The sequence below is a fragment of the Pseudohalioglobus lutimaris genome (assembly GCF_002866825.1).
GTDB classification, from domain to species: Bacteria; Pseudomonadota; Gammaproteobacteria; order Pseudomonadales; family Halieaceae; genus Halioglobus; species Halioglobus lutimaris.
In genome coordinates, this window is record NZ_PKUS01000001.1 from 263,706 (window position 1) to 289,109 (window position 25,404).

Annotated in this window: 26 protein-coding genes and 1 tRNA gene; 17 read left to right on the forward strand and 10 right to left on the reverse strand. The window is 57.3% G+C overall.

All coding sequences use genetic code 11. The features are described 5' to 3' along the window. Positions 1-58: 58 nt before the first annotated feature. The gene (locus tag C0039_RS01115) at positions 59-664 is read right to left on the reverse strand and encodes a LysE family translocator (protein WP_075999618.1); all 606 of its coding nucleotides are present in this window, start codon (positions 662-664) and stop codon (positions 59-61) included. 240 nt (positions 665-904) lie between these two features. Between C0039_RS01115 and C0039_RS01120 the strand changes: the two genes are divergently transcribed. Next, on the forward strand, positions 905-1,615 hold the full coding sequence (locus C0039_RS01120; RefSeq protein ID WP_075999619.1) for a PaaI family thioesterase: 711 nt from the start codon (positions 905-907) through the stop codon (positions 1,613-1,615). A gap of 4 nt (positions 1,616-1,619) precedes the next feature. On the opposite strand, the gene C0039_RS01125 is transcribed toward C0039_RS01120, so the two are convergent. Beyond that, complete coding sequence (locus tag C0039_RS01125) at positions 1,620-2,024, reverse strand: DUF1761 domain-containing protein (protein WP_075999620.1); 405 nt, start codon at positions 2,022-2,024, stop codon at positions 1,620-1,622. A gap of 106 nt (positions 2,025-2,130) precedes the next feature. Between C0039_RS01125 and C0039_RS01130 the strand changes: the two genes are divergently transcribed. Continuing rightward, on the forward strand, positions 2,131-2,745 hold the full coding sequence (locus C0039_RS01130; protein ID WP_075999621.1) for a fumarylacetoacetate hydrolase family protein: 615 nt from the start codon (positions 2,131-2,133) through the stop codon (positions 2,743-2,745). Between the two features lie 111 nt (positions 2,746-2,856). Here C0039_RS01130 and C0039_RS01135 read toward each other — a convergent pair whose 3' ends face one another. After that, a complete protein-coding gene (locus C0039_RS01135) occupies positions 2,857-3,423 on the reverse strand; it encodes an HNH endonuclease (RefSeq protein WP_165787003.1) in 567 nt (188 codons plus the stop codon). 195 nt (positions 3,424-3,618) lie between these two features. On the opposite strand from C0039_RS01135, the gene C0039_RS01140 reads away from it, so the two are divergent. Genes C0039_RS01140 through C0039_RS01165 form a run of 6 tightly spaced genes read left to right on the forward strand, consistent with a single transcriptional unit; the run spans position 3,619 to position 9,721 of the window. Further along, positions 3,619-4,587 (forward strand): AAA family ATPase, encoded by a 969-nt coding sequence (locus tag C0039_RS01140; RefSeq protein ID WP_075999623.1) that lies wholly within the window; start codon positions 3,619-3,621, stop codon positions 4,585-4,587. Positions 4,588-4,591: 4 nt separating this feature from the next. Beyond that, complete coding sequence (locus tag C0039_RS01145) at positions 4,592-5,530, forward strand: DUF58 domain-containing protein (protein WP_101517016.1); 939 nt, start codon at positions 4,592-4,594, stop codon at positions 5,528-5,530. After that, positions 5,527-6,024, forward strand: a complete 498-nt coding sequence (locus tag C0039_RS01150; RefSeq protein ID WP_075999625.1) for a DUF4381 domain-containing protein — start codon at positions 5,527-5,529, stop codon at positions 6,022-6,024. Before C0039_RS01145 ends, C0039_RS01150 begins: the two co-directional genes overlap by 4 nt. After that, positions 6,017-7,009, forward strand: coding sequence for a vWA domain-containing protein (locus C0039_RS01155; RefSeq protein ID WP_075999626.1), 993 nt, complete (start codon positions 6,017-6,019; stop codon positions 7,007-7,009). The genes C0039_RS01150 and C0039_RS01155 overlap by 8 nt, the downstream gene beginning before the upstream one ends. After that, positions 6,999-8,651: a VWA domain-containing protein gene (locus C0039_RS01160; protein ID WP_101517017.1), complete on the forward strand. Its 1,653-nt coding sequence runs from the start codon at positions 6,999-7,001 to the stop codon at positions 8,649-8,651. The genes C0039_RS01155 and C0039_RS01160 overlap by 11 nt, the downstream gene beginning before the upstream one ends. Further along, complete coding sequence (locus C0039_RS01165) at positions 8,648-9,721, forward strand: BatD family protein (RefSeq protein ID WP_101517018.1); 1,074 nt, start codon at positions 8,648-8,650, stop codon at positions 9,719-9,721. The genes C0039_RS01160 and C0039_RS01165 overlap by 4 nt, the downstream gene beginning before the upstream one ends. Here the strand turns inward: C0039_RS01165 and gcvT are convergent. Beyond that, positions 9,693-10,802, reverse strand: a complete 1,110-nt coding sequence (gene gcvT, locus C0039_RS01170) for a glycine cleavage system aminomethyltransferase GcvT (protein WP_101517019.1) — start codon at positions 10,800-10,802, stop codon at positions 9,693-9,695. The genes C0039_RS01165 and gcvT overlap by 29 nt on opposite strands. A gap of 124 nt (positions 10,803-10,926) precedes the next feature. Between gcvT and C0039_RS01175 the strand changes: the two genes are divergently transcribed. The 3 genes from C0039_RS01175 to C0039_RS01185 all read left to right on the forward strand — a co-directional run bounded on the left by C0039_RS01175 (position 10,927) and on the right by C0039_RS01185 (position 12,389). Further along, positions 10,927-11,433: a shikimate kinase gene (locus tag C0039_RS01175; RefSeq protein ID WP_075999630.1), complete on the forward strand. Its 507-nt coding sequence runs from the start codon at positions 10,927-10,929 to the stop codon at positions 11,431-11,433. A 369-nt stretch (positions 11,434-11,802) separates the two neighbouring features. After that, complete coding sequence (locus C0039_RS01180; RefSeq protein ID WP_075999631.1) at positions 11,803-12,024, forward strand: PA3496 family putative envelope integrity protein; 222 nt, start codon at positions 11,803-11,805, stop codon at positions 12,022-12,024. 158 nt (positions 12,025-12,182) lie between these two features. Next, a complete protein-coding gene (locus tag C0039_RS01185) occupies positions 12,183-12,389 on the forward strand; it encodes a type II citrate synthase (protein WP_075999632.1) in 207 nt (68 codons plus the stop codon). Positions 12,390-12,413: 24 nt separating this feature from the next. On the opposite strand, the gene mtnA is transcribed toward C0039_RS01185, so the two are convergent. Genes mtnA through C0039_RS01200 form a run of 3 tightly spaced genes read right to left on the reverse strand, consistent with a single transcriptional unit; the run spans position 12,414 to position 15,727 of the window. Continuing rightward, positions 12,414-13,502 carry an S-methyl-5-thioribose-1-phosphate isomerase gene (gene mtnA, locus C0039_RS01190; protein ID WP_075999633.1) on the reverse strand — a complete coding sequence of 363 codons (1,089 nt, stop codon included), beginning with the start codon at positions 13,500-13,502 and terminating at the stop codon, positions 12,414-12,416. A 6-nt stretch (positions 13,503-13,508) separates the two neighbouring features. Then, positions 13,509-14,363, reverse strand: a complete 855-nt coding sequence (locus tag C0039_RS01195) for a hypothetical protein (protein ID WP_075999634.1) — start codon at positions 14,361-14,363, stop codon at positions 13,509-13,511. Between the two features lie 14 nt (positions 14,364-14,377). Next, positions 14,378-15,727, reverse strand: coding sequence for a glutamine synthetase family protein (locus tag C0039_RS01200; RefSeq protein ID WP_101517020.1), 1,350 nt, complete (start codon positions 15,725-15,727; stop codon positions 14,378-14,380). A 124-nt stretch (positions 15,728-15,851) separates the two neighbouring features. Between C0039_RS01200 and C0039_RS01205 the strand changes: the two genes are divergently transcribed. The 6 genes from C0039_RS01205 to C0039_RS01230 all read left to right on the forward strand — a co-directional run bounded on the left by C0039_RS01205 (position 15,852) and on the right by C0039_RS01230 (position 24,165). After that, positions 15,852-17,135, forward strand: coding sequence for an NAD(P)/FAD-dependent oxidoreductase (locus C0039_RS01205; protein WP_075999635.1), 1,284 nt, complete (start codon positions 15,852-15,854; stop codon positions 17,133-17,135). Positions 17,136-17,192: 57 nt separating this feature from the next. Beyond that, the gene (epmB, locus tag C0039_RS01210; protein ID WP_084179434.1) at positions 17,193-18,221 is read left to right on the forward strand and encodes an EF-P beta-lysylation protein EpmB; all 1,029 of its coding nucleotides are present in this window, start codon (positions 17,193-17,195) and stop codon (positions 18,219-18,221) included. 192 nt (positions 18,222-18,413) lie between these two features. After that, on the forward strand, positions 18,414-20,177 hold the full coding sequence (locus tag C0039_RS01215; RefSeq protein ID WP_101517021.1) for a putative bifunctional diguanylate cyclase/phosphodiesterase: 1,764 nt from the start codon (positions 18,414-18,416) through the stop codon (positions 20,175-20,177). Between the two features lie 255 nt (positions 20,178-20,432). Then, a complete protein-coding gene (locus tag C0039_RS01220) occupies positions 20,433-21,470 on the forward strand; it encodes a DUF1631 family protein (RefSeq protein ID WP_101517022.1) in 1,038 nt (345 codons plus the stop codon). A gap of 155 nt (positions 21,471-21,625) precedes the next feature. Then, positions 21,626-22,861 carry a cyclic di-GMP phosphodiesterase gene (locus C0039_RS01225; RefSeq protein ID WP_075999640.1) on the forward strand — a complete coding sequence of 412 codons (1,236 nt, stop codon included), beginning with the start codon at positions 21,626-21,628 and terminating at the stop codon, positions 22,859-22,861. Positions 22,862-22,863: 2 nt separating this feature from the next. Continuing rightward, on the forward strand, positions 22,864-24,165 hold the full coding sequence (locus C0039_RS01230) for a putative bifunctional diguanylate cyclase/phosphodiesterase (RefSeq protein WP_101517023.1): 1,302 nt from the start codon (positions 22,864-22,866) through the stop codon (positions 24,163-24,165). A gap of 49 nt (positions 24,166-24,214) precedes the next feature. On the opposite strand, the gene C0039_RS01235 is transcribed toward C0039_RS01230, so the two are convergent. The 3 genes from C0039_RS01235 to C0039_RS01245 all read right to left on the reverse strand — a co-directional run bounded on the left by C0039_RS01235 (position 24,215) and on the right by C0039_RS01245 (position 25,381). Beyond that, positions 24,215-24,631: a YidB family protein gene (locus C0039_RS01235; RefSeq protein ID WP_075999642.1), complete on the reverse strand. Its 417-nt coding sequence runs from the start codon at positions 24,629-24,631 to the stop codon at positions 24,215-24,217. 400 nt (positions 24,632-25,031) lie between these two features. Continuing rightward, positions 25,032-25,108 (reverse strand) — tRNA-Pro (locus C0039_RS01240). Between the two features lie 60 nt (positions 25,109-25,168). After that, complete coding sequence (locus C0039_RS01245) at positions 25,169-25,381, reverse strand: DUF3094 family protein (RefSeq protein WP_075999643.1); 213 nt, start codon at positions 25,379-25,381, stop codon at positions 25,169-25,171. Between the last annotated feature and the right edge of the window lie 23 nt (positions 25,382-25,404).

Here is a 25,404-nt window from a genome sequence, read left to right on the forward strand (position 1 = left end):
GCCCAGTTGCCATTTCCGAATCACCAGAACATCGTGGAGGCAGCCGCAGGGTGAAACCTCAGTCCAGTAGCACCGGATACAGCGAACCAACCAGTAGCACCGCCATAGTGAAATTGAACGCGACCAGGCGCCTGCGGCTGGTAAGCAAACGCTGCAGGTGCAGGCCCATTAGTGTCCAGGTGCTGACACAGGGCAGGTTTATGGTGCCGAAGACAAGCGCCACCGCCAACACCGCCCACAGGTCCTGCGACGGCGCATAGACCGTCAGGGATGTCAGCGCCATGGTCCAGGCCTTGGGATTGACCCACTGGAACAGTACAGCCTGGAAAAAGGTGATTGGCCTGCCGCGGTCAATTTGCTCCTGGGTATCCCCCGCCGGCGCTGCAGCGGTGGCGATTCGCCAGGCGAGATAACCCAGGTAGACGATACTAACTACCTTGAGGAGTTCGTAGCTGACCGGATACATCTCGAACAACCCCACCAACCCCAAACCCACCAGAATCACCATGGCGGTGAACCCCAACGCCACGCCGACCATATGAGGTAGCGTGCGGCGGAAGCCAAAATTGGCTCCCGAGGCCATCAACATCAGGTTGTTGGGCCCCGGGGTAATGGAGCTGACAAGGGAAAACAGCGCCAGGCCAGTAAACAGTTCGTAAGACATCACGCCATCATGGAGGATTAGTCGAGCCAGTTACTTGCATAAACACCAGTCAAGACCCGACTTTTTGATATAACAGGAATAGAATTGTACAAATAGGCACCATCGTCCGGCTACAACCTGGCTGGATAAGCACTTATCTATTGAAAGCGCTGGCCGAGGACGATGGAGCCTGACAGAGTAAACCACCTCTAATACGACTGTGCAGTAAGATGGTGCTACCAATCAAGCGGATAGTAGAGAATGACTGAACTGAAAAACCCTTTCGCCAGCGAGGAGATTACCGCTCCCTTCAATGAGGAGTGGCAGGCAAAGCGCCGCGTGGCTGCGGCAGTACGACTACTCACCGAGGTACTGGTGACCAGTTCCCCCGACACCTCGAAAATGCATGACATCGCCGAGCAGTTGGAAAACACCGCCTCCGATTTCGCCTCATCACCCCGCGTTTATGGTCGGCTGGACTGGATCGAGTCCGGGCAACACGGCTCCTTCGGACAAGTCAGCCATGAACTGAACCCACTGGCCGGCTACAGCAATCCGCTGGCCCCGCCGGTGACTACCCGGATCGAGGGCGACATGGCTATCGGGCGCTGCTTTTGTGGTTGGGCCTACGAGGGACCGCCCGGCAGTGTCCACGGTGGCTATGTGGCAGCAATATTCGACCAGTTTATGGGCTTCGCACAGAAACTGGGCAAGCGCCCCGGGATGACTGGCTACCTGAACGTGAGCTACCATCACCGCACCCCGCTCACCACTGACCTGCATCTGGAAGCACGAATCACCAAGCAGGAGGGTCGCAAGACTTTTATGGAGGGCAAGATGTTCGCACACGATGAACTGACCGCCAGCTGCGAGGCGCTGTTCATCGAACCGCGAAAGGGTATGTACGCACTGAAACAACAGGCTCGCCCGGAAGAGGTCTTCTCGCCGCCAACGGCAAGGTCGGGCGCATAAGCCCTCAGCCAAAGGCCCCCAGGACAGCCCCCATCAGCGCGAACTGCAGCACATTGTATCCGCCATCAATAGCGAACAGCGCGCGGGGGTGCCGGGAGAACAGGTAGTTGATACCAAAAGCCGTGGCGACAAAGCCAAGCCCTATCACCAGGCCGTGGCTTGCACCAGCGGTGATCCCGGCTGTATCCGGCATCGTGGCGGCCAGCACCATGGCCTGCACAACCGTCAATAAAAACGCGACGCCCATAATTACCGCGGGCTTGCCCTGGTTGGCCAGTTCTTCATCGGTCAGCCCGATGAACCCCTGCCACGATTTACCAAACAGTGGGCCATACCAGATGCCCCCCAGGACGAACGCCATCGCTGCCGCGCCCAACACGACGACCCAATTGATGCTGCCCAGGTCCATATCAGTTCTCCCGTCATATCATTATTGTCAGTAAAGATTAGCACAAGGTCCCGGATACGACGCTCAGTCGATATACTGCCGGCACAAGCATGATGGAGTACGGCACATGAAAACAGTCTTGCTGGACGGCGCGGCGATCACGCCTTCAAAGATTCTCTGCATAGGTCGCAACTACGTTGAACATATCAGGGAACTGGGCAACGAAATTCCGGAAGAGATGGTTGTCTTTGGCAAACCCAATTCGGCTATCGGTGCCACCCTGAATGCCCAACTGGATGGCGAGCCCCTGCACTATGAGGGTGAAATTGCTCTGCTGATCGAACGCGGCAGGCCTGTGGCCGCGGGTTTTGGCCTGGACCTTACCAAGCGCGAACTGCAGGGCAGGCTGAAATCTGCGGGACTGCCCTGGGAAAGGGCCAAGGCCTTTGATGGCGCCGCACTGTTTTCGCCATTTTGCCGCTTTGACGGCGACACCGCCGGACTCTCGTTACTGCTGGAGAAAAATGGAAAGCCCTGCCAGCAGGGGAGCGTCAGCCTGATGATGTATCCACCCGAAACGATCATCAGCGAACTGACGCGCTTCACCACCCTGGAAGACGGCGATATCGTCATGACCGGCACCCCGGCAGGCGTCGGCGCGGTGCAGCCGGGCGAGACATTCGCCGGCAAGATCTTCAATGGCAGTCAACTGCTGACAGAGGCAAAGTGGATCGCACAGTAGGCAACATCCATACCAACCGGAGACGGTGGGTTGGCTGGTGGTCTGTATGGAATATTCCAACCCTGGCTCTCACCTCGACGGCTGTGAGTAAACCAGCCCGCCGCCAGAGCCTCACACTTCGCGGCGCGTTTTCCTCAGGTTGGCATACCCCTTCAAGTAGTCCATCTGGTCAGCAATGATCGCACGGCCGGAAAGGATCAGCCGGGCTGCCGGGTTCGGCACATAGGGCACGGCCAACAACTTCATGCCGGCCTCATCGGGGGTCCGGTTTTTTTTCCTGTCGTTACAGACGCCGCAAGAGCAGCAAAGATTCTGGTAGGTATCGGGGCCGCCCCGACTCTTGGGAATAATGTGGTCCATCTGGAAGTGGCGGAAAGGGACGCTGGTACCGCAGTACATGCACAGACCTTCGTCGCGCTGGAAGATCACCCTTCGGTAGGCCCTTCGCGGATTTTCCTGATTCCAGATGTTGCTGCGGTCGCTGACGCTGATGATGGCGGGCAGGTGTAACATAGAACGCTCACCGTCGCGGTTGGTCCCCCCGCGCAAGGTAATGGCAGTGTCACCCATGGACCAAATAACTTTTTCTGAGGTCAAAAGCCGCGCTGCGGTGTGCCAGCCCACAAAACTGATTGGCAATCCCGATACGTCAAGCTTAAGTATCAGCGTCGTGTTCATACAACTGCCTCTGTCCCAACCCTGACCTACATACTGCCACAACCGGTGCGCCATTCAAACGCAGTGCGTCACGCAGCCGGGCAGGACTTGCGAGCTGAATCGCCACCGTCTAGTCGCTTTCAATAGCAAGCGGCTATACTGTCGCCTGGGCCCTGTTAACCCCCGTGAGCCAACGCACTGATAAGGAGCAACCTTTTGTCCAGTGAAGACCTGAATGCCGTACATTCCATGATGCAACAGATGTCCCGGTCGGTGATAGGACAGGAACAAGTGGTGCGCACACTAACCCTTGCCCTGCTTTGTAACGGTAACGTACTACTGGAGGGCTTACCCGGCACGGCCAAGACACGTTCGATCAAAACGCTGGCAAGGGTACTCAAAGCCAGCCTGGGGCGTATTCAGTTCACCCCTGACCTGCTGCCATCGGATGTAACCGGCAATGAAGTTTATCAGGACAACCATGGCGTCTCGGAGCTCATCTTCCAGCAGGGCCCGATTTTCAATGAGCTGGTGCTGGCCGACGAGATAAACCGGGCACCAGCGAAGGTTCAGGCGGCACTGCTAGAGGCTATGGAAGAGCGTCAGGTCACAGTAGCCGGCAAGACCTACCCGCTACCGGAACTGTTCATGGTGCTGGCTACCCAGAACCCTATCGAACAAGAGGGCACCTACCCGCTTCCCGAGGCACAGATGGACCGCTTCCTGATGAAGATCTCCGTAGACTACCCTGACGACCAGGCAGAGCTGGCTATCGTGCGCATGCTGCAAGCCGAAGAGTCGAACCAGCAGGAAGAGCTGACGATGATCTCGCAGGATCACATTTTTGCTGCCCGCAATACCATAGGTGCCATGCAGATTGCCCAACCCGTTGAGCAATACATGGTCGACCTGGTGATGGCGACGCGCCTTCCGGCGCAGTTTGGCGACAAACTCGGCAACTGGATCGAGAACGGGTCGAGCCCGCGCGCCAGCATTGCGTTACACCGTTGCAGCCGGGCCAGCGCCTGGCTGGACGGGCGTGATCATGTGACGCCCGAGGACGTGCGTTCCGTGCTGCACTCGGTGATGCGGCACCGCCTGATTCTAAGCTACGACGCGCTCGCCGACAGAGTAACGCCAGACCAGGTGATCGACGAGATCATTACCCAGGTTGCAGTAGGCTGACCCTGTGCCGACGCCTTCCGACGAGGAAATCTATACCGGTCTGCACTCCCTGGTCAGGCTGAGATATAAAGCAGGCGGATTCAGTTACCTGCCCAGGCAGCCCGTGCGCTCCCTGCTCGCCGGGCGCAAGCGTTCAAAGTTGCGAGGCCGCGGGCTGGACTTTGATGAACTGCGTCACTATCGGCCCGGCGACGACATTCGCACTATGGACTGGCGCGTCACCAATCGCACCGGAAAGCCGCATGTCCGGGTCTATACCGAGGAGCGAGATCGCCCCGTGGTGGTGGTGGTGGACCAGCGACTGCCGATGTTTTTCGGTAGTGAGCGCAAGATGAAATCCGTCATTGCCGCAGAAGTCGCCGCCATTACTGCCTGGCGGGTACTCGGTGTCGGCGATCGTATAGGTGCCATTCTGTTCAACGATCAACGTATCGCCGAGGCCCGCCCCACGCGTAGCGAAAGTAGAGTAATGGGCTGGCTGGGTGACCTGGCAAAAATGAACAATGAGCTGTCCGTTAACTCCGGTATCGAAAGCGAACCGGAGGCGCTGCTGGATGCGCTCAGGGCAACGCAGCGCATGGTAAGCCATGACTATCTGGTTATCCTGGTATCCGACTTCTATGGCTGGAACGACAAGGCGCTGCAGAGCATTCGCCGTCTCGCCCAACACAACGACATCATCAGCTGCATGATCTTCGACCCACTGGAGCGCGATATTTCAGCTGCCGACAAACTGGTGGTCAGCGACGGTTATTATCAGCTGGAGATCGACCCCTCGCACCAGGACCTGGGAGAACGCTACGAAGCCAGCTTCCAGAGTTCGCTGGCTCACGTACGCAGCGAACTGTTGCGACACGGCATTCCGGTAATCCCGGTGCACACTGCGGAGCCAACCGACCGTCAACTGCGAGAACAGCTGGGCGGGCAAAGGATCTTACAATGAGCCTGCCGCCACTCCCGGATATATTCGGCAACTACGTTCTCGGTGACTTTAACGAGATCGCCGCCCCACCACCCATAGACTGGCTGCCACAGACACCCGGCTGGTACGCTGTCGCTGCCGCCCTGCTCTTCCTGTTCTCGCGTTATTCATGGCGCAGACTGCGCCACTGGTACCGCAATCGCTATCGCCGCGAAGCGCGCATCAGGCTGCAGGCCCTGGAGGGCTCCGAAGACATAGTGGCGGATGTGAATCGACTACTGAAGCTCACGGCCATGGCCGCTTTCTCCCGGCAGGAGGTCGCCCGTCTTTCCGGCGACAAATGGACCCAGTTTCTCAACTCACAATGCCAGCCCACACCCTTTGATGACGGCGACTGCCAGTTGCTGGGCGCGGGCGTCTACCAGGGCAGCAGTGTTGATTCATCCTCGGGATCCCGGCTTCTACGCGCCAGCCTGAACTGGGTGGATCAGCACAAGAATCGTTACGATGATTGAGCTCGCCTACCCCTGGGCATTACTGCTGCTGCCCCTGCCCTTGCTGATGCGCCTGCTGCCCGCTTACAAGGAGAGCCGCGACTCCGTGCGCGTTCCTTTCTTTGCCAAGCTTGTGGAATTGAGCAAACAGCGCCCCGAACAGGGCGCGCGGGTGATTCGCCGGGACCGTGCGCAAAAATTCCTGGTCAACCTGACCTGGCTCTGCCTGGTACTGGCAGCAGCCAAGCCACAATGGATAGGCCCGCCCATTGAGCAGCAGAAGTCGGGACGCGACCTGATGGTCGCTGTGGATCTTTCCGGCTCGATGGAAACCCAGGACTTCGCGCTGGCTGATGGCACGAATATCGATCGCCTGCAGGCAGTCAAACAGGTCCTCGAAGAGCTTGCCGACCGGCGCCCCTCTGACCGGCTGGGCCTGATTGTGTTTGGTGCAGCGGCGTACCTGCAGACGCCATTCACTGATGACCACCAGGTATGGATGCAACTGCTGGATGAAACTGAAATCGGCATGGCTGGCCCGAGTACGGTGTTCGGCGACGCCATCGGTCTGGCCATACGTCAGTTCACCCAGAGCGATTCCAGTAACCGGGTGCTGATCATCCTCACCGACGGCAACGACACAGGTAGCACCGTCCCGCCCATAGACGCGGCCAAGGTGGCCGCCAGCTATGCTGTGCGCATTTACACGATTGCGATAGGCGACCCGACCACGGTGGGCGAAGATGCGCTGGATATGGACACCATTACCCGGGTCAGTGAAATAAGCGGAGGTCGCACCTTTGAAGCCCTGGACCAGAAACAGATGCGCGATGCCTACCTGACCATCGGCGAGTTGGAACCGGAGCTGTATGAAAGCATCAGCTTCCGACCGAAGCAGAGCCTGCACTGGCTGCCCGTGGCCCTGGCCTGCATCCTCTATCTGCTCTACCACACCATCATGGCGCTGATAACGCGAAAGACAAGGGCGGCCGACAATGCTGCCTGATTTTCCCGCGTTGGAACACTTCCATCTGCTGCGGCCCTGGGCCCTGCTGCTGTTGCTGCCGGGTATTTGGCTGATCGCCCTGCAGCGGCGGCGCCAAACCCAAAAAGACATGTTTGGGGGAATTATTGCACCACACCTGCTGGAGCACCTGCGCCTGGACCGCGGCGACTCACGCTGGCTCAACCCCACCTTGTTCAGTATCGTGCTGGTGCTGGCCATGATCACTATTATCGCCGGCCCCAGTTGGCGACAGCAGCCCTCTCCCCTGAGCCAGGACGAATCAGCGCTGGTGATACTGCTGGACGTATCCTCATCAATGGAACAGGCAGACGTTCAGCCCTCGAGACTGGAACGAGCCAAGCAAAAGGCTTCAGACCTGCTCGCGCTGCGCCCAGACAAGCCTTCTGCACTGGTAGTGTATGCCGGCAGCGCACACACAGTACTCACTCTCACCGCCGACCGGGAAATACTCAACCAGTACCTGGCCTCACTGAATACCGGGATGATGCCCCGTCGTGGCAAGTTTCCGGAATACGCACTGCCGCTGATTGATCAGATTCTCCGCGACACGGCGGCACCGGCGTCGGTGGTTTTGCTCACCGATGGCCTGGGGGCGGAATCAACCAGCGCATTCAGTGAATACTTCGAGACGAGGCAGCATCAGTTGCTGGTGTTGGGTGTGGGCACCGAAGGCGACGAGCCGGGGCTGATACCACTGGAGCGACGTAACCTGGAAGAACTGGCAGACGCCGCGAATGGACGGTATTTCGAGTTAAGCCTGGACGATAGCGACGTGCGCGCACTGGAGCGACGTATTGAAAGTCATTACGTGGTGATCGACGATGACGCCCTGCCCTGGCTGGACAGCGGCTATCCCCTGGTCTTTGTCTGCCTTGCTCTATTCCTGATGTGGTTTCGCAAGGGCTGGACACTGACCTGGGCCTGGCTACTGGTTCCGCTGCTCTTGATTGGCCCACCGGGTCCGGTTGTTGCCCAGGCGGAGGAAGACCCAAATCAACCGGTGATGGACGCAACATCCGGACCTTCGCTCGGCCAGTGGTTTGCCAATCTGTGGCTGACGCCGGATCAACAGGGCAGGCTATTGCTGCAGATGGGCGATTATCGCGCAGCCGCCGGGCACTTTCAGGACCCCATGTGGAAGGGCGCAGCCTTCTACTACAACGAGGATTTCATGCAGGCAGCGGAGTACTTTTCGCGCACGGACAACGACGATGCACTGTTCAACGAGGCCAATGCCCGCGCTCACGCACGCGATTTTCTGCGTGCGGTGCAACGCTATGACCAATTGCTAAAACGCAACCCGGGTTATCCAGGAGCCCAGGAAAACCGTGACAAGGTGCAATCCATCATCGACGAGATCAATCGTCTCAGCGAATCGCAGATGGAGGAGGCCGGTGTAGGTACCGAGGAAAAGCAAATGGGCGGTGACGACGCCATACCCGCTGAGGGCGCCGAGCAGCTGAGCTTCGAACAGGTAGAGTTGAAGCAATTTACCGCGGAAGAAATCCTGGAAAGCGAAGCCACCCGCGACATGTGGCTGCGCGGCGTGCAGCAGGACCCATCAAATTTCCTCGCCACCAAGTTCAGTATGCAGCTGCAGCGCCGGGAGCAGCAGCCATGAGCCGGTTGCTCTCCATTCTATGCATCGCCCTCGTGTTTGCCGGGCAGGCGCATGGCAAGGATGAATTACAAACTCTCGTAGAGGCCGGGCAACTCGCAGTGGACAGCAAGTTGAACGGGGCACAAACTCTGGTACCCGGTCAACGCGCGCTACTTACCCTTGAGGTCGCTACCAGTACCTGGTTCACCGGCGGAACCCGCATCCGTATTCCGGAAGTGCCCGGTCTCGTCATATTGCAGACGGAGCAGTTCGCGGCCAACGCCAGCGAAACCCGGGAAGGCAGGCCATGGGTCGTCCAGCGCTGGACACTGGATGTCTATCCCCAGCGCGACGGCGAATTCAGCATTCCCCCCATCGCACTCTCCCTGAATGTGAACGCGGGCGAACGCGGCAGCATCGGTGGCGAATTGCTCACTCCTCCGGTTGATTTCACCGTGCAAATACCGTCGGCATTGAAACAGGCGGGCTTTTGGGTGGCATCACCCACGTTCAGCGTTACCCAAAGCGTTGACCGGGACACCGGTGCGCTGCAACCCGGCGACGCGTTCGAACGACGCATCGTTTTCCAGGCCGCCGATGTGCAGGCGATGATGTTACCCGCGTTTTCGGCTGAGCGCCTGCCAGGGCTGGCTGCGTACCCGGCGCCGCCGGAATTGGAGAACAGCAACAACCGGGGAGAGACCACCGCCCGCCGCGTACAGTCCATCAGTTACGTTGCGGAAGCACCGGGAGATTACCTGCTGCCTGCGGCTGACTTCTTCTGGTGGAATACGCGCAGCGGAACACTCGAGGTGTTGTCACTATCTGCAGTCGAAGTGAGCGTAGAAGGGGATACGGCCGCAGCCTCTCCGACGACCAATACCTCATTGGACCGTAGCGCCCTGGTCACTGCTATTGGGGGCGTTCTGGTCGCACTGCTGTCATTCTGGTTACTGCTCCGCTACCAGCCCTGGCTCGCGCTGCACCGGTGGCTGGAGCGCCCTCTCAGTGAACTCCAGCAAGGCCTGCATAAACTCCGCCGGCCTGCCCTCCCTGACCGCCTCAACCCCGATAGTAACGCTGAGGACTGAAGGGCATGCGAGTAACGGTCACCGCCAGTAATTTGCCGCGCACGTCTACCGCCAACTCGGTGCCAGGCTCACCCAGTTCACGCTGTACATAGGCCATAGCAATAGGCCCGCCGACACTGGCACCGTAACCGGCCGAACTGATTTCTCCCACTGGATTGCCATCGACATCCACTACGGCCTGGCCATCGCGAACAGGACGTTTGCCCTCTACCCTGAGCCCGACCCGGCGCAGGGCCGGCTTGTTCTCAATCCGCTGGAATATCACTGAGGCACCGGGGAATCCGCCGGGGCGCGTACCATCTGCACGCCGCTCCTTACTGATCGACCACAGCAACCCGGCCTGAATCGGGTCAATTTCATTATTCAACTCATGACCATAGAGGCAGAGGCCCGCCTCCAGTCGGAGGGAATCACGGGCACCAAGGCCGATGGGTTCAACCTGGGGACAAGCCAGGATACGTCGCGCCAGCGCATCAGCGTCGTCGGCAGCAAGCGAAATCTCGAAACCATCTTCACCGGTGTATCCTGAACAGGTGATGTAGGCGTCGATGCCGTCCACGCTGGCATTGCAACCCTGCAGAAATACCAACCCGGCCGCAGCAGGACAGAGCTCTGTCATCACTTCGCGCGCCTGCGGCCCCTGCAAAGCGAGCAGCGCCTGCTTTTCCAGTACCTGCAATGACTGGCCCGACAGATTGCGCCGCAAGTGTGCAATGTCCTGAGCCTTACAGGCCGCGTTGACTACGAGGAAAAAGCGGTTCTCATCCCAACGGGTAATAATAAGGTCATCAAGCACCCCTCCATCTTCGTTGGTCAATAAAGCATAGGTTTGCCGATGAATACCCAGTCCTTCTATATCCGCCGGCACCAGGGTCTCGAGCATCGCTGCCGCCCCCACTCCCTCGACAACCACCTGGCCCATATGGGAAACGTCAAACAGTCCCGCCGCATTACGCGTGTGCAGGTGTTCCTTGATAATTCCCGTCGGGTATTGAACCGGCATGTCGTATCCGGCAAAGGGCACCATCTTCGCCCCCAGTTCTCTATGCAGGGTGTCCAGTGGCGTGGTTAACAGGCTCATGTGCAGGTCCGGGTTGGTCTGGAAACCGCAACTCTACCCACCCGCAGTGAACCCTGCAAGGCACAGCAGTGGCGCGGGCCCCGACTGTTGAGGATAATGCGGATTCACGTGCAGCGAGATAGTAATGGCCTCATTCGGAACAATCAGCCTGGTCGGCATGCCGGGCGCTGGCAAGAGCACAGTAGGCGTACTGCTGGCCAAGCTCACCCGCCTGCGTTTCGTGGACACCGACCTCGATATACAGGTTCGCGCCGGCGCCACCTTACAGGAAATTCTCGACCAGTATGGCTACCGGCATCTTCGCCAGCTGGAAGAACAGGTGCTGCTGACAATTCCTCTTGATCACGCCCTGATCTCCACCGGCGGCAGTGTCGTCTACAGCGCCGCCAGTATGCAGCGACTGAAAGCGGCGGGCCCGGTGGTCTACCTGCGGGCCAGCTTGTCTACCCTTGAACAGCGCATCGCCGGCGCGCCGCTGCGCGGAATTGCCAGCGACACCGCGCAGAGCTTCGAAAGCGTTTATGCGGAGAGAACACCACTGTATGAGAAATATGCTGATCTCACTGTCGGTGCCGACACTGGCACCGCTGAGACAGTGGCCATGGGGATTCTGTCCGAACTTTCACGGTGAACAAGGCTTGATACCCATTTTGCACGCCGCAAGCCACGCTGACCGGTAAATCGGACGGGTCCGGACAAGTCCGCAGTGATCACGAATGACACGAAATACCCGTAACGGCGGCCTGATCCGGGCCGTATTCGCTGGCATGGGCCTTGCACTACTCAATTCGGGTGGCCCGTTAGCCCGCATGTCAGGGATGACAGGACAGGGAAGTTCAGGCGAGGGCAGGGAGCGTCACGGAAGGCGGCGGGCCACTTTTTTGGTAAATAACAGTAAAAAAAGATATTCCCAAGCTATTCCTTTTTTGATTTACTCCGCGGGAGGCAGAGCGGTATCTGCCCACAAAAACCTTTTGTGTAAATCATCGGGAGGTGATTTATGGGAGAGCGACATCAGGAACGCAACTCTTCCGATTCCCTGGACGATATGTTCGAGCCTATGCTCAGTGACATGTCCGATGAGGAGTTTGAAGACTTCGAGCCAGTGATCAGTAACAAGCAGCGGCTGGCAGAAAAACGCCGTCGCGCCGAACGCCGACTCGAAGAGAAGCGCCTGCGAGACGAACTGGGTTTTTACGACCTGGAACTGGATGATTTCTAGAGCCACTGGGCTCTACTATCGCTTGTTCCGGACCCGGCTTGCACCACCGAGCACATCGGTGGCTGCGGTTTTTGCTCCCTGCGGAAAGGTCGCTCAACCGTTAGCAGTGTCCTGTACCGCATGACACAACTCATTCAAATTCAGGAGTCGCCCACGGCATGTCCGAAGTAAAGCGAGAAGTAAGGCCGGTAGAGGTCAACTACGTGTGCGATGCCTGTGGTCAGGGCATGATGGCCAGGTCGGGAGAAATGGATCCGACTAGCGGCGATATCGAACATAGCTGCCTTATTTGTGATCACAAGCAGGTTTTTCAGTGGCGTAGCTATCCTCGCATAGACCACATCGGTCTCGACGAAAAAATCTGACAGCGCCTCCAGCTCCAGCGCACATTATGCGCCGGGCAGCAATGCTCTCATCTCGCTGAGTCCCTCAGGGCTGGCGGCAAAAAATCCGTACTCAGTAACCAGTCCTGACACCAGCTCCGCGGGTGTGACATCAAAAGCAGGGTTTACCGCGCTTGTACCCTCTGCAGCGAGGTTTACTTCCAGGCCCTGTCCGGAAGCATCCACGCCAGCAATAGAGAGCACCTCCAGTGCATCACGTTCCTCTATGGGTATCTTCGCGCCACTCGCGCAATCCCAGTCAATAGTGGACTCCGGCAAGGCAACGTAGAAGGGAATACCGTTGTCGCGGGCAGCCAGTGCCTTCAGGTAAGTACCGATTTTGTTGCACACATCGCCATTGGCCGCAGTGCGGTCCGAACCGACTATCACGCAGTCCACAAGGCCCTGGCGCATCAGTTGGCCGCAGCTGTTGTCTGCTACCACGGTGCACGGTACACCTGATCTATGCAGCTCCCAAGCCGACAAATTCATGCCCTGGTTGCGCGGCCTGGTTTCCGAAACCCAGACATGCACTGGAATACCGGCAGCAAAGGCCTTGTAGACTGGTGACAGTGCCGTTCCCCATTGAATCGTGGCCAGCCAACCGGCATTGCAGTGGGTCATCACGTTCAGCGGTTTTCCGTCGGTTTCCAGTTCACGCAACAGGCTCAGGCCGTGTTCCCCTATGCGCGAACAGTTGGCGATGTCTTCCGCGCGTAATTCCACCGCTTTGTTCAAAGCCGCTTCTGCACGTGCCCACGGCAGCAAACTGCTGACTTCGGCACGAATCTGCTCCAGCGCCCAGCGCAGGTTCACCGCAGTCGGCCGCGTGGACAATAGCGCCTCACTCGCCGCAATCAGGTTTTGGTCAGAAGGGTTAACGGCCAGGGCATGGGCCAGGCCAAAGGCCGCGGTAATGCCGATCAGGGGCGCACCCCGCACCTGCATATGGCGAATGGCGTGGCAATAGGCCTCTAGAGAATCCAGGTGCACCCAACGCAGCGTATGCGGCAGCAGGGTCTGGTCGATGATTTCCACGGTACCGGAAACCGCGTCCCAGCGCAGGCTGGAAAGGTCATCATTGTTGAACATCATGCGTCCTCAGGTACTGACGGGCTCTGGCTGGCTGGTTTCGGCCTGCCATTCAAACACATTCAGTTCGATAAAGATAAAGGCGAACAGCCACAACGAGGCGTCCCAGAAATCCAGGAAGTCGCCCGCTATACCCCAGTATCCGGCCGCTAGAAACAGCGTTCCGTAAACAGCCAGTTTGAACCACCTGGTAGCGCTCATTACCGTATCCGAGAGGCTGCCGCGCAGCTGCAGCCGCACCTCAACTTCGAGCACGATCACAACCAACAACCAGGCAGCGGAATTGACCACATCCACCCACGCCAGCCGGCGTGCAGCATCCATAACCCATGGCTCGGCGACAATGCCGAATCCAACCAGCCGGTAGACGTCGTTACCGATGCCAGCACAATTTTCTGCATCCAGGGGCACGTATTCGTCCAGGTCAACCAGCAGTGACAGATTCTGGCCGAGGCTGGCGCAGGCGCTGAAGTCGCTTATCATGACCGCTTCGTAGAGCATCCCTAACTCCGCATAGTAACCGGTGAAGGCGTAAAAAACTGCGACATAACAGAGCAGGCGAATACCGTGCAGGCTCCACTTTACCGGCCCACGAATCCGGTGATCATCCAATACAGATGTCTCCAGTTCGAACAGCAGTAGCAGCAGCACCCAGGCCGCGGTATCGATGGTGGCGGAGAAAACCTGAATCACCTGTGAGAGTTCAAAGCCGTCGACAAAGGTGTGCTCCAGGGCAGACAGCTCCTCCCGCAGGAACAGGTAGACATTGAAGCTCAGCAGCAGATAAACAACGTACTTTACCGCCGTAAATAACGTCAGGCTGATCCGGCTGCTGCCAACCACACCGTCACTATCCTTGGTCATAGCAGCAGGTCCACTCAGACCTGGAGCAGCAGGTGCTCCCGCTCCCAGGACGAAATCACCCGGTTGAATTCCTCGAACTCGTCGAGTTTCACCGCGGCGTAAGCTTTGAGAAATAACTCACCGAACACCTCCACAACTTCAGGCGAATCACCCAGAGTACGCAGGCCCTCCTCCAGTGTGCGTGCCACCTCCACATCATCTTCGTTTGCGGTGCCCTGGTGCGGCGCCGTCGGTTGCAACTTACGTTTCATACCCAGGTAACCGGAGGCGAGTGTGGCCGCCATCGCCAGATAAGGGTTGGCGTCTGCGCCCGGAAAGCGGTTTTCCACCCGGGTTGCAGCTGCAGCACTCTGGGGAACCCGAAACGCAGTGGTCCGGTTGTCCAGCCCCCAGTTGAGATTGATCGGCGCTGAAATATCAGGCGCCAGACGTCGATAGGAGTTTACGTTGGGCGCATAGAGCGCGATTAATTCGGGCGTGTAGTGCTGCAGGCCTGCGATGTAACTGAGGAATGCGGCCGTGTGCTCCCCCTTCTCATCAACAAATATATTTTCACCGCTGTCCACACTGACGATACTCTGGTGTATGTGCAGTGCACTACCCGGCTCGATCTGCATGGGCTTGGCCATAAAGGTGGCATAGACACCGTGTTTGTGAGCGGTCTCACGCACGGTGCGCTTGAATGTGAATACCTGGTCAGCCAGTTCCATGGCATCCCCGTGAAGGAAGTTAATTTCCATCTGCGCGGCGCCATTCTCATGGATGAGCGTATCTACGCAGAGTTCCTGTGCCTCGGCATAGTCATACATGTCTTCCACGAAGTCCTCGAACTCAGAGACCGCATCCATGCTGTACGACATGCGCGAGGTCTCGGCACGACCAGAGCGCCCCTTGGGGGGTACCAGCACGTTGTCCGGGTCAGTATTCCGGCTGACCAGGTAAAACTCGACTTCCGGAGCAACCACCGGACGCAGGCCCTCCGCCGCGTACAGATCAAGCACCTTGCGCAGCACCGAGCGCGAAGACAGGGGGTGTAATTCCCCCCCCATGGTGTAGCAGTCGTGAATAATCTGGGCGGTAGGCTCTCTGGCCCAGGGCACCACTCGCATAGTAGCCGGATCCGGCTTGAGTAACATGTCGGCATCGGTAGGTTCAACCAGCTCCCAGTGCTCATCGCAATACTCCCCGGTTACGCTCTGCACCATGATGCTCTCGGGGAGCCTTGGCTCGCCCTGGTCCAGAAACTGGTGCGCGGGGATAAACTTGCCGCGGGCGTTGCCCGTCATATCCGGGACCAGCACCTCTACTTCAGAGATCTGGTGCTGTTTTAGCCAGTCCTTGATGACTTGGGTTTCGATACTCATAGAGTTTCCAGGTAAACCAAAGCTTCGAGTATCCCGATGAAGCCTGGCCGGTTCAAGACCTTTGACCAGCGCTAACCCTAAGGTGGTATGAGCCACGGGGCACACAAACCGGTATATTCTACAGATGCAAAACTTACCTCACGTCGAGTCCTGGTATGCCGCTTCCGCCAATCTGCAGCTCAGCTTTCCGCCGCTGAAGGGAGAGGTTAGCGCTGATGTATGTATTGTCGGTGGCGGCTACACCGGCCTTTCCACCGCCATTCACCTGCGCAAGCTGGGCTTCAGCGTTGTGCTGCTGGAAGCCAACAAGGTGGGCTGGGGTGCCTCCGGCCGCAACGGCGGTCACGTGGGAACGGGTCAGCGCGCCGATCAGGAAACCCTGGAAAAACTCGTTGGCCTGGATCATGCGAGAGAACTCTGGAAGCTCGGCCTGGAAGCTGTCGACACGGTCTGTGAACTGATTGACGAGTACCAGATCGACTGCGAACTCAAGACCGGCAACCTGCACGTCGCCTCAAAAAGCAAAGAACAGCCCTGGTTAATCGAAGAAGTAGAGCACCTGCACAAGGTCTACAACTACACCAATATCCGTTATGTAGAGCCGGCGGAGCTCGCCCATATGACTTCGGGCCAGGGCTTCCACGGCGCCACTCTCGATAGCGGCGCTAGACACCTGCACCCACTCAACTATGCGCTTGGACTTGCCAGAGCGGCCAGCGAACTGGGTGCCACTCTGCACGAGGGCAGCCGGGTGCTCTCGTATAAAGAGGACCAGAAAGTCACGGTCAGCACCGATACCGGCACGGTGACGGCGAACTACCTTGTTCTGGGCTGTAACGGCTACCTGGAGAAGCTGGAGCCGCGCACCGCCGGACGCATCATGCCCATCAACAACTATATGCTGGCCACTGAGCCACTTGACGATGAGCTTGCCCGGAGCCTGATCCGTGACGACTCATCCATGTCAGACAGTCTCTTTGTCATTGATTACTGGAAGCTTTCAGCCGATAACCGACTGCTGTTCGGCGGCGGCGAGTCCTACACCCGCAAATTCCCCCGGGACATAGGCAGCTTTGTGCGCAAATACATGCTGCGCATTTACCCCGAGCTGCAAAATACCCGCATCGAGTATGGCTGGGGTGGCACCCTGGCGATCACGCTCAACCGCATGCCTGACTTCGGCAGGCTGTCGCCCCAGGTTTTCTACGCTCACGGCTACTCCGGCCACGGCGTCCCCACAGCAACCCTGGCTGGCAAACTGCTGGCAGAGGTCATTTCGGGAACGGCCGAGCGCTTTGACGTGATGGCCGGGGTGCCTTCAAGATCTTTCCCGGGAGGCACATTATTACGCTTCCCCGGCCTGGTCGCCGGTATGCTTTTTTACAGTCTACGCGATCGACTGGGGTAACCCGGTCACACTCTGTGCTGTTAGACTGGCCCCCTTTGAGCGGACAGGGTGCAAGCGGTGATTCCACAGACAGACATTAGCCCGGCTGACTGGCGGGCACAGTTGCGCGAGGTGATCACGTCCGGCGAGGATTTGCTGCGATTACTGCATCTTCGCCCCGAACAGGTCGGCTATTCCAGCCTCGCTGTCCAGGACTTTGCGCTGAAAGTGCCCCGTGCGTTTGTCGGAAGAATGCGGGTTGGAGACCCAGAGGACCCACTGCTACGCCAGGTCCTGGCCAGCGCAGAAGAACTGTTGGTTACTGCAGACTACAGCGCTGACCCCGTAGGTGAGACGGGAGACGCCATCCGCCATCCCGGCATCATTCAGAAGTACCACGGCAGGCTGCTGTTGATGCTCAGCTCTGGCTGCGCCATTAACTGCCGTTACTGTTTTCGCCGCCACTTCCCTTACCACAGCAACCAGAACAGTCGCCGAGAGTGGCTGCAGGCCCTGGAGCACGTCGCCACCGATACCTCCATCAGCGAGGTTATCTTCAGCGGTGGAGACCCACTGCTGGTCGCAGACGAACAGCTCGCGGACCTGGTTGAGCGAATCGCCACCATTCCCCATGTTCAACGGATACGCGTCCATACCCGCCTGCCGGTCGTCATACCCGAGCGAGTGACCCCTGCGCTGCTGGAGGCATTGGCGGGCTCCAGGCTACAGAGCACTGTGGTAATTCACACTAACCATGCCAATGAGCTGGACGATAAGGTCGCCGCGGCCATGCAGGCACTGCGCAGCGCGGGTATCACCCTGCTTAATCAGGCGGTGTTGCTCAAGGGGGTCAATGATAGCAAGCAGGCCCTGGTTGAATTGAGCGAGCGTCTCTTTGCCCTTGGAGTGCTGCCTTACTACTTGCACCTGTTGGACAAGGTACAGGGTGCAGCCCATTTTGACGTCTCAGCCCAGCGCGCGGTTGTGCTCGCCGACCAGGTCGCCGCTGAGCTCCCTGGCTACCTCGTGCCACGCCTGGTTCGGGAAGAGGCGGGACAACCCGCAAAAGTTGGCGTCAATAATGGACACGCCTTGCTCGCTGTATAGGTGCTTGGCAGTGAACAACCCGTTATGCGCATTCATGCCATTCTTGACCCAAATCGGCTAATCTCACCAATTCGTGAATGATTTCACGCCGCTTGATCGGCATTCCATGCAATAATTGTTAAAAAAATGGCGATACCAAATCTATCGGGCCCTGTCGGATAATCAGGGGCCCCTCATTGATATGGACAGTTAATGACATTAACAGTATCAGCGATGACGATTGTCGTACTGGGAATACTGGTCCTGGTGGCAATTTCTGCCGCCCTGATAACGATGCACCGCAGAAGCGCGCGAATGATCACCAGCGAGCTACTGGAAGAAGCACGAAAGCTTGAAACCGAGCTGGGGCAACCGGAGGCAGCAGATACGCCCGGCGGCGAACCCCAATACCTGCAAGCACTACTGTCCAGAATCAGCACCCGACTCAGCGAATATCGCGATCAACTGACCGAAGTACAGCAACAGGCAGAGCAGCGCGAGGCGGACTTTTCTGATGAGCTTTCACGCCGGGAAAAAAAGCTGGCCGACTCACTGCGAGATGTCGAGGTATCGAAAGAACACCTGTACCACATGGCCTACCACGACAGCCTGACCTCTCTGCCGAACAGGCGGCTATTCAAGGAGCAACTGGAACAGCTGTTGCGCATGGCCGAACGCCACGGCGAGCAACTTGCAATTCTGTTTATCGACCTGGATGACTTCAAGCGCATTAATGACAGCGTGGGCCACAGCGCGGGGGATGAACTGCTACAAGAAGTAGCCCAGCGCATCCTCAGCTGTCTGCGCGACAGTGACCTGGTAGCGCACAATGTAGATAGCAGCCCATCCGCCAATGTCTCGCGTATCGGCGGAGACGAGTTTACCGTTGTGTTGCCGCAGTTAGAGAAGGTAGAGTCGGCCGGCATTGTCGCCAGACGCATCGTTGAAGCTGTAGGCCAGCCTTTCCTGATCGAAGGGCAGGAACTGTTTGTGACCCCCAGCATCGGCATCGCCCTCGCTCCCGGGGACGCGTCGGATGCACAGGGTCTGTTGAAGGCCTCGGACATTGCCCTGTATCACGCCAAGGGCCAGGGCAAGAATCACTTCGCCTATTACCAGGAACATATGACCGAACCCGCGCAGGCACGTATACGCATGGAGGCAGACCTGCGTGGTGCTCTGGACCGGGGAGAGCTGGAACTTTACTACCAACCACAAGTAGAGACTCGTACCGCCACCGTAGTGGGAGCAGAAGCCTTGCTGCGCTGGAATCATCCCGAGCTGGGCCTGGTACCGCCCATGCGTTTTATACCTGTAGCTGAAGAAATGAACATCATTGATGAGCTCGGAAAATGGACCATCAGCCAGGCCTGCAAACAGCTCAAGGAGTTTCATGGTAAAAAGCTGAAACTGCCTATAGTGACTGTGAATATCTCGGCCCTGCAGTTCAAAATGGGGCTGGTTAACACGGTGAGCCAGTGCCTGCGGGAAACCGGCGTTGCTGCATCACAACTTCAGTTGGAGTTCCAGGAAGGCGTGGCAATGAAAGACCTGGGTGAGAGCATACGCATACTCAACGGTCTCAAGGAAGTCGGCGTCACTTTGTGTATCGACAATTTCGGCACGGGCTACTCCCCGCTGGGTTATCTCAACAATTTCCCACTGGACGCAATCAAGGTCGACCGTAGCTACCTGGTTAAGTCCCTGGAGAATGAAAAGGATGCGAATCTGGTTGCAGCGATTATTGATATCGCCCGGAATATGAAGCTGGGGTTGCTCGCGGAAGGCGTGGAAACCATAGAGCAATATCAGTTTCTCAATCGTCAGGGCGTGCATTTGATGCAAGGCTACTTATTCAGCGCACCTGTATCCGCTGCTGAACTGGAGGCCATGCTCGCTCCCTGGCACTTCATGGAATTTCTCCGCCAGCTGTCAAACCATCTCGGCAACCAGCGCGCCCCGGATCCCGACTCCTGATAAGCGACGGCATCACCACCACACCTGCACGACTGAATCCCTTCCTTCATCCTGCCTGCGTCGGTGCACTTCTAGCCGGCCATCACACTGCATTGAAAAACGTGAACGTCGTCACAAAAACCCTTTAACAGCGCTCTTCGCCCGGGACTTATTCTACTTTTATAGGGTTTTTCGTTGATCTGCAGCCGGTCGCTGTCAATACTCGCCTGACGAAACAGAGGCACGCTGCCTCTATGACAATAGCCGGTGAAGCCCATGGAACCGAAGAAACAAACGCCAACGACCGCAGCAAACGAAAACGACGCAGCTGATCACATGAAGCTTATTGTCTCTGAGTATGACCTGCCGGAAAGCTACCAGAGTCTCGTGAACGGCCCCTGGCGGCTGATCGCACAGACCGTTATTCAGCAGTTTGGCGAGGACTCTGATGCCTGGAGCCGCATGACGTGGTTCACGCGCATACTATGCACTGCGATTGAAACCAGTCTCAACCGAAATACACCGGACGCCGTCCACGATGCATTGAACGGGTTCAGCATCTGGCTGAACTCTCTGCGCGAGGAAGGTGAAGCCTATTCCATGTGCGTCAGCGCAGCCAATTATGCCCAGCGGCGTATTTCCATGCAGATCACCGAGGATACAGTCCAGGAAGTGGCACCCGAAGCGGCCGACGAGGAATTTGTGCTGCCCGGGGCAGACGCCGTTGACCTGGAGGTGATTCCATCGGAGAAAAGTCTTCTGGAGGAAGCCGTACTGTCGGAGCCAGAGCCGGAACCGGCTCCGGAGCGTACGGATGAAACCATCGCCCAGGCCCCGGCAATCGTTACCGACTTAGTCAAGGAAGCTCAACAGGATCCTTTCGACTCGCTCTCACTATCCCTGGCATATTCAGCCAACGAATCTACAGAAGACACGAGTACTTCAACTGAGCAGAACAGTCTGCCCGAAACAACCGAAAGAGGAACCGACATGGACTCTCAAGCCCAAGCTGCAGTAGAAGAAACAACCACCAAGCAATTTGAAGCCAGCACACCCGGAACCGATGCTTCCTCTGGCAGTGATCGACTGACAGATGCGGCTTCGATATCACCAGTGCCCATGGGCTCCTGGCTGGCCTTTCACGACCAGGACACACCCACACTCGCCAGACTCGCCATGTACGATACAGCGAATGAATCTTTCATGCTGGGTAACAAGAACGGGATTCTTGTGCGCAAGATTGAAAAATCCGAACTCAGCGCGTTGATCGAGAGTGGCCTGGTGCAGCTTGTGCAGTTCCAGGCTATTAACTAGAAAACGGTCAAAGGGGCAGTGATGTGACGCTGGTTGATCGCAGTCGTGATCAACCTCGCCCTGCCTCACAGGGATGTCAGGACCGCTTTCACACATTGCGCTCACCGAGCCGGGTTTTCCCAGATCCGCTAATAGCTGCCAGGAAGGCTTAACACATGTCCAGATTTTACAAGACACATGTCGATGACCTGAAGTTGGGGATGTTTGTCTCTGACCTTGATCGCCCCTGGACGGACTCTCCCTTCCTGCTACAAGGCTTCACCATAGACTCTATCGACGAACTGGCCACCCTGAGAGACTTGTGCAGTTACGTGCACGTTGACGTTGGTTTATCCAAACACGTTGAAGACTATGCTCTACAGAACTCGCATGGTGGTCGCAAGCGAACCAAAGTGATCGCCAAGATGTTTCCCGATCGCACACTTGTTACCTACGAGGATGTATTCACCTTTGAGGGTGAAGTCGGCTCCGCTGAAAAAGTCTTCAAGGACTACGAAAACGTAATCGGCAACATCTATAAAAGTGTAGAGACCAGCGGCAACCTGGATATGGTCGCGGTCAGCAAAACCGTAACACGCGTGGTTGGCAGCATTGTAAGAAATCCGGACGCCTGCATGCTGCTATCAGCCATCAGCAAGAAGGACAGCTACAGTTACTCGCACGCCTTGTCTTCATCGGTGCTGGCTGCAGCCCTGGGACGGCAGATCGGCCTACCCGTTCACGACCTCAAAACGCTGGCTACCGGCGCCCTGCTTTGCGATATCGGCAAACTGGAGATTCCCTCTACAATCCTCAACAAAAGTGCACCCTTGACGGAACAGGAGTGGCAACTCGTAAAGGACCATGTCTCGCTGGGCATGAAAATTCTGGAGGATACAACCGGAGTCTCGCCGGAAGTAAAGGCCATTGTTGCCAATCACCATGAGCGCTATGACGGTAGAGGATACCCCGCCGGCTTGAGTGGAAAGAACATTCCCCCATTGGCCAGGGTTGCCGGACTGGTCGACTGCTACGACGCCATGATCAGTGACCGCAGCTATGCAAGTGGCGTGTCTCCAGCGGACGCCATTTCCAAGCTTTATACCATGCGCGACCTGGACTTTGAGGCGGAGTTGGTGGAAGAGTTCATCCAGACCGTCGGCATATATCCGGTGGGTTCAGTAGTAGAGCTCACCGATGGCCGGGTGGGCGTGGTGGTCACCGAACACAGGAGGCGACGCCTGCGGCCGCGTATCCTTATTCTACTGAACAGCGACAAGAGGCAGCTGGTCGAACCCAGCTACGTAAATCTGCTGGAGGAGACTGAAGACCAGGCAGGAAGACCGCTGGAAATTCTGAAGGGAGTTGACCCCAGCGCTTACAATCTCCACCCTGAAGATCTCACCTTCTGACCATGAGTCCGTCCGAAGAGGCAGACCTGCAGCTGGACACCCAGCGCACCCGGTTCAGAAAAACGATCGCACTGGCAATTGCAGCTTGCCCTCCGGAGCGCTCCGTCGCTGTGGTGGTGGTAAAGATGCACGACATTCACAAGCTCAATCAAGTCCATGGTTACGACCGTGTTGACCGGACTATCAAGAGCGTACAGGACGCACTGCGGCAGTCCCTGAAACGCGGAAGCGGTGTTTGCAGGCTAAGCAGCGCTATCGTCGGACTGGTATTCGAGGACCTGCGATTTCCGCACCTCGTGCGAATAGGCCTGGAACGCATACAGGAAATCCTGGCTGAACCCATTGGCACCGAGGACGGCGAAGATGATATTCATTTACATACATCTGTAGCCGCCTCCTTGTATCCATCCGATTCTGAATCTGCCGATGTGCTGCTATTGAACGCCGAGTGCGCGCTGCGCTCAACCCGTCCGATCATGCGCCCACTCCTGCTGTATACGGATATGCAACAGGAGGCGCAAACAGACACCTACCTACTGGAAGCGGACCTGAGAGCGGCGCTGGCAGCAAAAGAGTTGTCTGTACAGTATCAGCCAAAAGTCAGCTTCACCAATGGCAGCAGCGCCGGGTTCGAGGCGCTGGTGAGATGGAACCATCCGCACAGAGGGCAAATACCCCCGGAATTGTTCGTCGCCATCGCAGAATCGGCGGGCCTGATAGGCGAGATGACCGAGTGGGTTATTCAGACCGCACTGCGTGAAACCAGCAATTTTAAAGGCTGTGAGTCTCCAGGTGTGTCTGTAAACGTGTCAGCCACGATGCTCTTCGACCCCTGCTTCCCCTTTGTCATCGACTCGGCAATATCCATGTGGAACGATGATTACAGCAGGCTGACCCTGGAAATTACAGAAAGCCTCCTTATGGAAAACTTTGAGGGTGCCTTCAGCCTGCTTAGTGACCTGAGACAAAAAGGCATCACCATTTCCATCGACGACTTCGGCACCGGGTATTCGTCATTGGCCTACTTCAAACGTCTTCCTGTCGATGAAGTCAAGATCGACCGCAGCTTCATCACCAACATGACCCAGAGTGTCGAAGATCAGCGCCTGGTTGAGGCAATCATTGATCTCTCACACAAGTTTGACCTGCAAGTGGTTGCCGAGGGCATAGAAGATGAACAGACTTATGACACATTGAGGGCTATGGGTTGCGACGTTGCCCAAGGATATTATATCTCCAAGCCGGTCGATGCAGAGGGTCTTCCGCTGTGGACCAGCGAACCGCTGGAGTCGCAATACAACTGAACAGAGCTACCCGCTAAAGGCTTGAGCGGATAGCCCTGTAAGTCTCAAATCAACGCAGAAATGACTTTGCCGCCCCCATCAGCCCGTCCAGCCCCCCGGCGGCGTCGAGCAGGCTGCCCCCGCTGCTCGCCTTATCAACCATCTGCGGCAAAACATCAGCCAGTCCACCAGCGGCGGTAGCGGTATCAGTACCCAGACTTGACGCAAAATCAGCGACTGCATTTTCTCCCAGCAGGCTTTCGAGACTGCTCGCGGAAATCGGTGAATTACCACCATCGCCCAGCCAGGACCCCACCACACTGGCAAGCCCCCCACTGGCAGCCAGCTTCCCTGTTAAAGCGGCAAGATCGATGTTGCCCTGACCATCGCCCAGCAGGTTGGATAAAGCGCTCTTAACGGTCTCTGTGTCCACTTGCACACCCAACTTTTCGGAGAGCATCTGTGCTCCCATTTCTACTATATCCATGAAAAACCTCTTGTTTACGGGTTGATTACGCATAGAAGCATAGTCGAAAGATTGTACACAAGCCTAAAAACGTTACGGAGACGCAATTTACCATGCCATTACCTGCGCTGGTGTAAGGGTCTCCCGATCAGGCTGGGGGTTCCAGCACGGGTGAATATGAGCTTTCCTGAATTGTAGAGGCACAGAAAGGCCGATCCGGTCGTTGCGGCCCGGAGTGCAGGCGCCGGGGAGGTCGCTGACGGGGTCTCGCTTGTCAGCCTTATATGAACGTTGATCCAGGATGCTTTGATGAGGATGCGGGGCGGGTAGAGCCGGCCACTGATCCTTTTCTGCCGGAACTGTAAACTATACCTCCGCTATGATCTGTTACCTATGCGACCGGCACAGACCCACCGTGATTTGGTCGGTGTGAGAGGATTTGAACCTCCGACCCCTTCCTCCCGAAGGAAGTGCGCTACCAGGCTGCGCTACACACCGTTAAAATTGAGGGGGCAAACTATATCAAAAGTGACGCAGCTTACCAACGGGGATGGCGCTTTAGTATATGCCAGCCCACCGGGGAATATACTGGCTGAACAGACTGAAGCCGATCACTACCGCCATCAATAACAGGAGCAGACGAATGGGCCGGAACGGCTTGCGCTCCACAGAGTTGACGCCGCGCGAAAGAAACTCATCGACCTTCTTCTGGTCCTCCGGGCGCAGGTTGTTCTGATAGCTGCGGTCCTGCTCTGATTGTGGTTCGGTCATGATAATACCTGCCTCATTGGCCT